The sequence below is a fragment of the Flavobacteriales bacterium genome (assembly GCA_016779995.1).
Taxonomy (GTDB): Bacteria; Bacteroidota; Bacteroidia; order Flavobacteriales; family UBA7312; genus UBA8444.
In genome coordinates this window covers 1-6251 of sequence record JADHMO010000029.1, presented here as the reverse complement: position 1 = coordinate 6251, position 6251 = coordinate 1, and the positions used below count along the sequence as shown (strand labels likewise).

Sequence of the window (6251 nt, the reverse complement as noted above, 5' to 3'; positions counted from 1 at the left end):
TCACCACCGGATTTTACCGGGTTTGGATAAAAATACATTTGTGAGTCAAGATTTTCTGAAATTGAATTTTGGAGATTTATTTTACATAAGCCTTCGTTATGTGTGCCTACCCATATATTATATTCATCATCAATTTCAATAGAAAGAATATGATTATCAGGCAGTTCGGAATTGCTGGCATTGAACTGACTCCATGTTTCACCGTTCTTAAAAATAAGTCCAGAAGACTCAGAACCAATCACGATTTCACTTCCTGTAATTCGGAGACACTTTAATGCATTTGCAGGTAGATCTGAATTGAAATTATTAAAATTCAACCAAGGGCCTCCAAAATCGGTATCGTTTACGAGGCCTGCGGCTGGAGAAAGAAACCATGGTAAACCGTTTTCGTCAATTTCAATGGCAGTTACTGAATTATCTGGCAATCCTGAATTGCTGATCGTATATGTTGTAAAATGATTTAAAGAATCAAAATAAATAATCCCACCATTTATAGTACCAATGTATTTTTCATTATTCAGTCCGATTTGGATTGAGGTAATATTATTCGAAAGCAAACTACTGTCCTGCATGTTCCAATGGTGCCATTCATTTCTGTCATACATGAATATTCCTTCCGTGGTAGCAAGCCATATATTTTCGTTTAGATCAATATTGATATCTCGAACCAAGTTGTCTTGCAATCCGGAATTTGAGACATTAAAATTTACCCATTCATCACCGTTAAATGAAAATAATCCACCTCCGACAGTTCCAATCCATAATACAGAATCACCTTCTAATTTTAAAGCCCTAATATTATCGCTCAATAATGGCGAATTACTTGCATTAAATATCTCCCATGTATTATTAGAAAATTTTGCCAGTCCAGCATCTGTCCCTACCCACAAATCATCCCCTTGTTTTTCTAGACACCTTACGGTATTAAATGGAATTCCCGAGTTCTGTGAATTATATGTTGTAAAAACCTGACATTGTACATCAAAATTTACATTTATAATGTAAATGGCACTTAAAATGATACAAACTTTATTCATTCGTTTTTATGAATCTCTTGGTATGAGACCTTCCATCATATACGAATCTCACTGAGTAAGTACCAGAAGCCAGATTTTTTAGTGAAACATGATGATTCACTGTACCCGGCATGTCATCAAATTTCTTCTTTAATATTTCATTTCCGAATTGATCAAAAATTTCCATATCAACTTTGGATGATTTCAAGATGGTATATGAAACCTCAAAAGAGCCATTATTTGGATTGGGTGAAAGTGCTAGGCTATTTTGAAAAGATATTTCACCAAGGTCAAGACAGGGTTCTACAACAGCATCCACTGAAATCAGATCACTAGTACACCCATTTTCAGAGGATTGTACAAAGTAAGTAGTGGTGCTTGAAATTGGAAGAGTGGAAAAGGTGTTCCCTGTCCCCAAAATATTTCCATTTCCATCCGTCCATGTCAAATCTCCAGAGCCAGATGCAGTAAGGGTCGCAATGCCTGAATTACAAATGGTATCTCCTATTACGGTAGGATTATTAATAGTTTGAACTGTGGCATCAACGGAAATAATTGCACTTGTACATCCATTATCAGAAGCTTGAACGTTATACGTAGTTGTTTGTGAAATGACAGGAGTTGTAAAAGAGCTACCCGTGCCTAAAACATTCCCATTACCATCCGTCCATGTCAAAGTTCCAGTTCCTGTGGCAGTAAGGTCTCCACTGCCTGAATTACAGATCATGTCTCCTTGAACAACAGGGTCATTGATGATTTGAACTGTGGCATCAACAGATATAATATCACTTGTACATCCATTATCAGAAGCTTGTACATAATAAGTAGTCGTTTGTGAAATTACAGGAGTTGTGAAGGAGTTACCCGTTCCTATAATAGTACCATTGCCATCCGTCCATGTCAAAGTCCCAGTTCCCATGGCAGAAAGGTTTCCACTGCCTGAATTACAGATTAAATCTCCTTGAACAATCGGATCATCTAGATTTGCAGCCATACTTACTACAACAGGTACTTGTTCACTTGTACATGTTCCATTTTCTGTGATGACTTCCCAATCATAAAAATAATAGTAGTAAGAAGAGCTCGAAGTCGCTCCCACAATAGAAAGTACATCATCCAATTCATAAGGATATGTCGCTGAAAAATTATTCCTGTATAATCCGCCTGAAGGTAAATTCGTTCCGACCAACTCATAGTCGTAACCTGCAGGAACAGCAAAATCCAGCTGAATTCTACTCGAACCAGCAGGAACATTCACTGTTGTAGATTCTAGAACAGTACCATCACTTTCATGTAATTCGACAGTTACATTTCCTCCATTTAATGCATAAACCAAAGCACTTTTTAATGTGAACGGTACATATGCATGAAAAATAATTCCCTGTGCAGATGTAAGATACCCTCCTCCACCAATTCCATTAGTATGTGGCTCTGCAAATAATGTGTTGGTATAATAGTCCGTATTACTCGCATAATAGGTAGTTGTATTGTTCAATATGTCTGTAGTATAGTTGTTTCCAATAGAAATCAAAGTACCATTTTCATCAAACCATTCAACTTCACCTGTCGATGTTGCTTCTAGGGTGACAGAATTCCCAGGACAAATTTCAGCATTTGCTATGGATGGAGGAGAAGGGGCGGCACTATTTACAACATATGGTAATGAGGTCGCGGTTCCACAATAATTTGTAACCGTACACTCATAAGAGCCTGGTTGATTAACGCTGATGCTTTGAGTTGTTTCACCTGTACTCCATAAATAGTCTGTTCCTGCGGAAGCTGTTAATACAATAGATTGACCTGTACACAAATAACTTGATTCATTAGAATTTATCGTTGGAAGGGCACCTGAATTTTCCGGAAGCTGTAAAGTTAGCGTTACCGGTACAGCGGTGTAGTTATTGTCTTCGTATTCTTCTTGAAAATAATTGTTTTTGTCAACTTCCATAACTATGTAATAATCACCATTGCAGGTGTTAGGCGGAATATTAATCCACATCCCATCCAACCATTTACCATAAACATCTGTCCAACCCGAGGAAATGCCTTGTTCAACGACTGAGCAATTGTAATTACCTCCACCAAGGTTCCAATTCGCAAAATCAGAGTTTGCCATTACATTTCCCCCATTGTAAACTGTATTATCATCTCTACAATGACCGTAATAAGTACTTCCTGTATTATTCCCGCATTGACCATAATCCATTAGACAAAATCCAATTTTTGCCCCATCCCCGACTATTGGCCAATTCAAAGGGTGGGGGTCAGAGGTTGGAATACGAAGTGTCATAACTGCCCAATCATCAACGTGATTATGCCCATGACTCTCATGGTACGTCATACTTCCTGTCCATGTATCCTGATAGGACATGTTGTTGCCGTCTTTAATGTAAATCCTTTGAAGTAACATTTGTTTCGGGTTGTCTACACCATTGGGGCAAGTAAACGCTCCACTTGATGCAACACCATATATGGTGTCATTGCCACAAATAAACGCTCTATTTCCATTAGCATCTTGTCCTCGAACAGTAAAAGAACCATGACCGATATTTGGTGTTGATCCTGTAACACGAAGTCGACCATCATCCGGGCCTTGATTGTTGTAATTTTGTCCAGCACCCGTTTGAGGGTATTCTGTCCATCCATTGTCTGCAATACCTTGCCAGGAAGCCGTTATATCAGGTAAAAGTAAACAGTTGTTCGTGCCATCAACACATTCACATGAGGTGGCATTTGTAGTTGTACATTGAGAAAAAAGGAGTCCTTTGAAGAAAAGGATTAAAAAGAGTGCAAGTATAAATTTCATAGTTCAGGTTTGTTACTTAAAATTAAGTAAATCAATTCATTTTACATAATTTTTTTGTTCGGATAAATATTATTGTATGCTGACACAAATTGATTTATTTTTGTATCCATAGCATTTAACATTATGCTTTTAACTTTTTTACTTTTGTAACATGAAATATATTGCTCCCTTTATAAATAATTTGAACTTAATTATTGGATTACTTTTCCTTACTTCGAATACGCTTGGTTATGCCCAAGAAGTCATTGTTGATGTAAATCCTGATCAGCTAATTACAGCTTCCACATCATCCTACACCATTGATATGGACAATAATGGAACTGTTGAGTTTTTATTCAGGGTACAAGAGATGAGCGGTGATACTTTACTGGGAGGTCAGCCATCAACTTATGTTGGTGCAAGTGCCATTCTCGGATCATTGAATGGACAACCTGCTGGGGTTAATGATAATAGTATTTTTACTTTGACAAATTTTGCAGAGGGAGAAATTGTTTCGGCCGCCAGCGAGTTTGGTGTGGATACAAGCTATTCTCTAGGTATTAATCTACTTATTGATGCGGGTATTGGAATCTTTCCCTATTTGTATGGAAGCTTTTTAGGAGCCAACAACGCGTTTTTGGGTGTTTCATTTGAATCTGAAGGAAACACTCACTATGGCTGGATAGAATTATCAGTCAGTTCTGGTTCGGACTCAATCATTATTCATTCATATGGTTATAACCAAAGTGTTGAACAACCTGTCGATGTTGGTGGTCTGGGTGCAGTCCCAGCACAAGTTTTAAATGAAATCCATGTTTGGAGTAATTTCGAAACACTTTTCATTGAAATTAATTCGAATTTGATTGGGGCACTTTATAAAATTATTTCCGCTGATGGTAAAGGGTATTATTCGGGGAAATTCAGTTCAATAATCAATGAACTCAATCCTAAAGATTTGCCCAGAGGGGTTTATACCTTAATCATTGATTCGGATAAAGGTCCTGGGATGAAGAGGTTTTACATTCCTTAATGGCCTCTTTTATATCATGTCATAAAATCTGACATTTAGACATAATTTATACTTCTTTTTTGCTTTTTTGTCATAATTCGAGATTCATTCAGGCGATGGCATACTAATTGACCTATCGAAAGGAAAAAATAATATCATGGGAAAAATAATAGGAATTGACTTAGGTACGACGAATTCATGTGTTTCTGTAATGGAAGGTAATGAGCCAGTTGTTATCGCAAACTCAGAGGGAAAAAGAACGACCCCATCTGTTGTGGCTTTTGTTGAAGGAGGCGAACGTAAAGTTGGAGATCCTGCGAAAAGACAAGCCATTACAAACCCTACAAAAACAATATATTCAATTAAGAGATTCATGGGCTCAAGTTTTGACGATTGTAAAAAAGAGGTCAAAAGAATGCCATATGAAGTTATTAAAGGTGATAACAATACGCCGAGAGTAAAAATTGATGACAGAAAATATTCGCCACAAGAAATATCGGCTATGATTCTTCAAAAAATGAAGAAAACAGCTGAGGACTACTTGGGTCAAGAAGTAAGTGAGGCAGTTGTGACTGTGCCAGCATACTTTAACGATTCTCAAAGGCAGGCAACAAAAGAAGCTGGTGAGGTCGCAGGGTTAAGCATTAAAAGAATCATTAACGAGCCGACGGCTGCAGCTTTAGCATACGGTCTTGACAAAAAAGGCGTAGATCAAAAAATAGTCGTATTTGACTTTGGTGGAGGAACACATGATGTATCTATACTTGAGCTAGGTGATGGTGTATTTGAGGTATTGTCTACCGACGGAGATACACATCTTGGTGGAGATGATGTAGATGAAACGATCATCGAATGGTTGGTACAAGAGTTCAAAAATGATGAAGGTTTAGATTTGCGCGAAGACCCTATGGCCTTACAAAGACTAAAGGAAGCTGCGGAAAAGGCAAAAATTGAGTTATCATCTACAACTTCAACAGAAATCAACTTACCTTACATTATGCCGGTAAATGGTATTCCAAAGCACTTGGTAAGAACTTTACAACGTTCAAAATTTGAGCAGTTGATTTCAGAAATAGTTGAAAGAACGATTGCACCGTGTAAATCTGCTCTTAAAAATGCCGGTCTTTCGGCAGGAGATATTGATGAAGTTATCTTGGTCGGAGGATCAACAAGAATTCCTGTTATTCAGGATGCCGTTAAGAACTTTTTTGGAAAGGAGCCTTCTAAAGGTGTAAACCCTGATGAGGTAGTGGCAATTGGTGCGGCGATTCAAGGAGGAGTTCTTACAGGTGAGGTAAAAGATGTTCTTCTTTTAGATGTAACACCACTTTCTCTAGGAATTGAAACTATGGGAGGCGTATTCACGAAATTAATTGATGCGAATACCACGATTCCAGCTAAAAAATCTGAGGTTTTCTCTACGGCTGCTGATAATCAACCT

The 6251-nt window shown here is 37.7% G+C and carries 4 protein-coding genes; 2 read left to right on the top strand and 2 right to left on the bottom strand.

Annotated features, from left to right (window positions below):
• On the bottom strand, nt 1-1037 hold a 1037-nt coding region (locus ISP71_08825), incomplete at its 3' end, for a hypothetical protein (GenBank protein MBL6664186.1).
• Entirely contained in the window at nt 1030-3822 is a 2793-nt protein-coding gene (locus ISP71_08820; protein MBL6664185.1) for a T9SS type A sorting domain-containing protein, read from the bottom strand. The genes ISP71_08825 and ISP71_08820, both read right to left, overlap by 8 nt.
• A gap of 151 nt (nt 3823-3973) precedes the next feature.
• On the opposite strand from ISP71_08820, the gene ISP71_08815 reads away from it, so the two are divergent.
• Both ISP71_08815 and dnaK read left to right on the top strand, forming a co-directional pair.
• Nucleotides 3974-4831: a hypothetical protein gene (locus ISP71_08815; protein ID MBL6664184.1), complete on the top strand. Its 858-nt coding sequence runs from the start codon at nt 3974-3976 to the stop codon at nt 4829-4831.
• 136 nt (nt 4832-4967) lie between these two features.
• Nucleotides 4968-6251, top strand: a 1284-nt coding sequence (dnaK, locus tag ISP71_08810; protein MBL6664183.1) for a molecular chaperone DnaK, incomplete at its 3' end; no start/stop codon positions are given.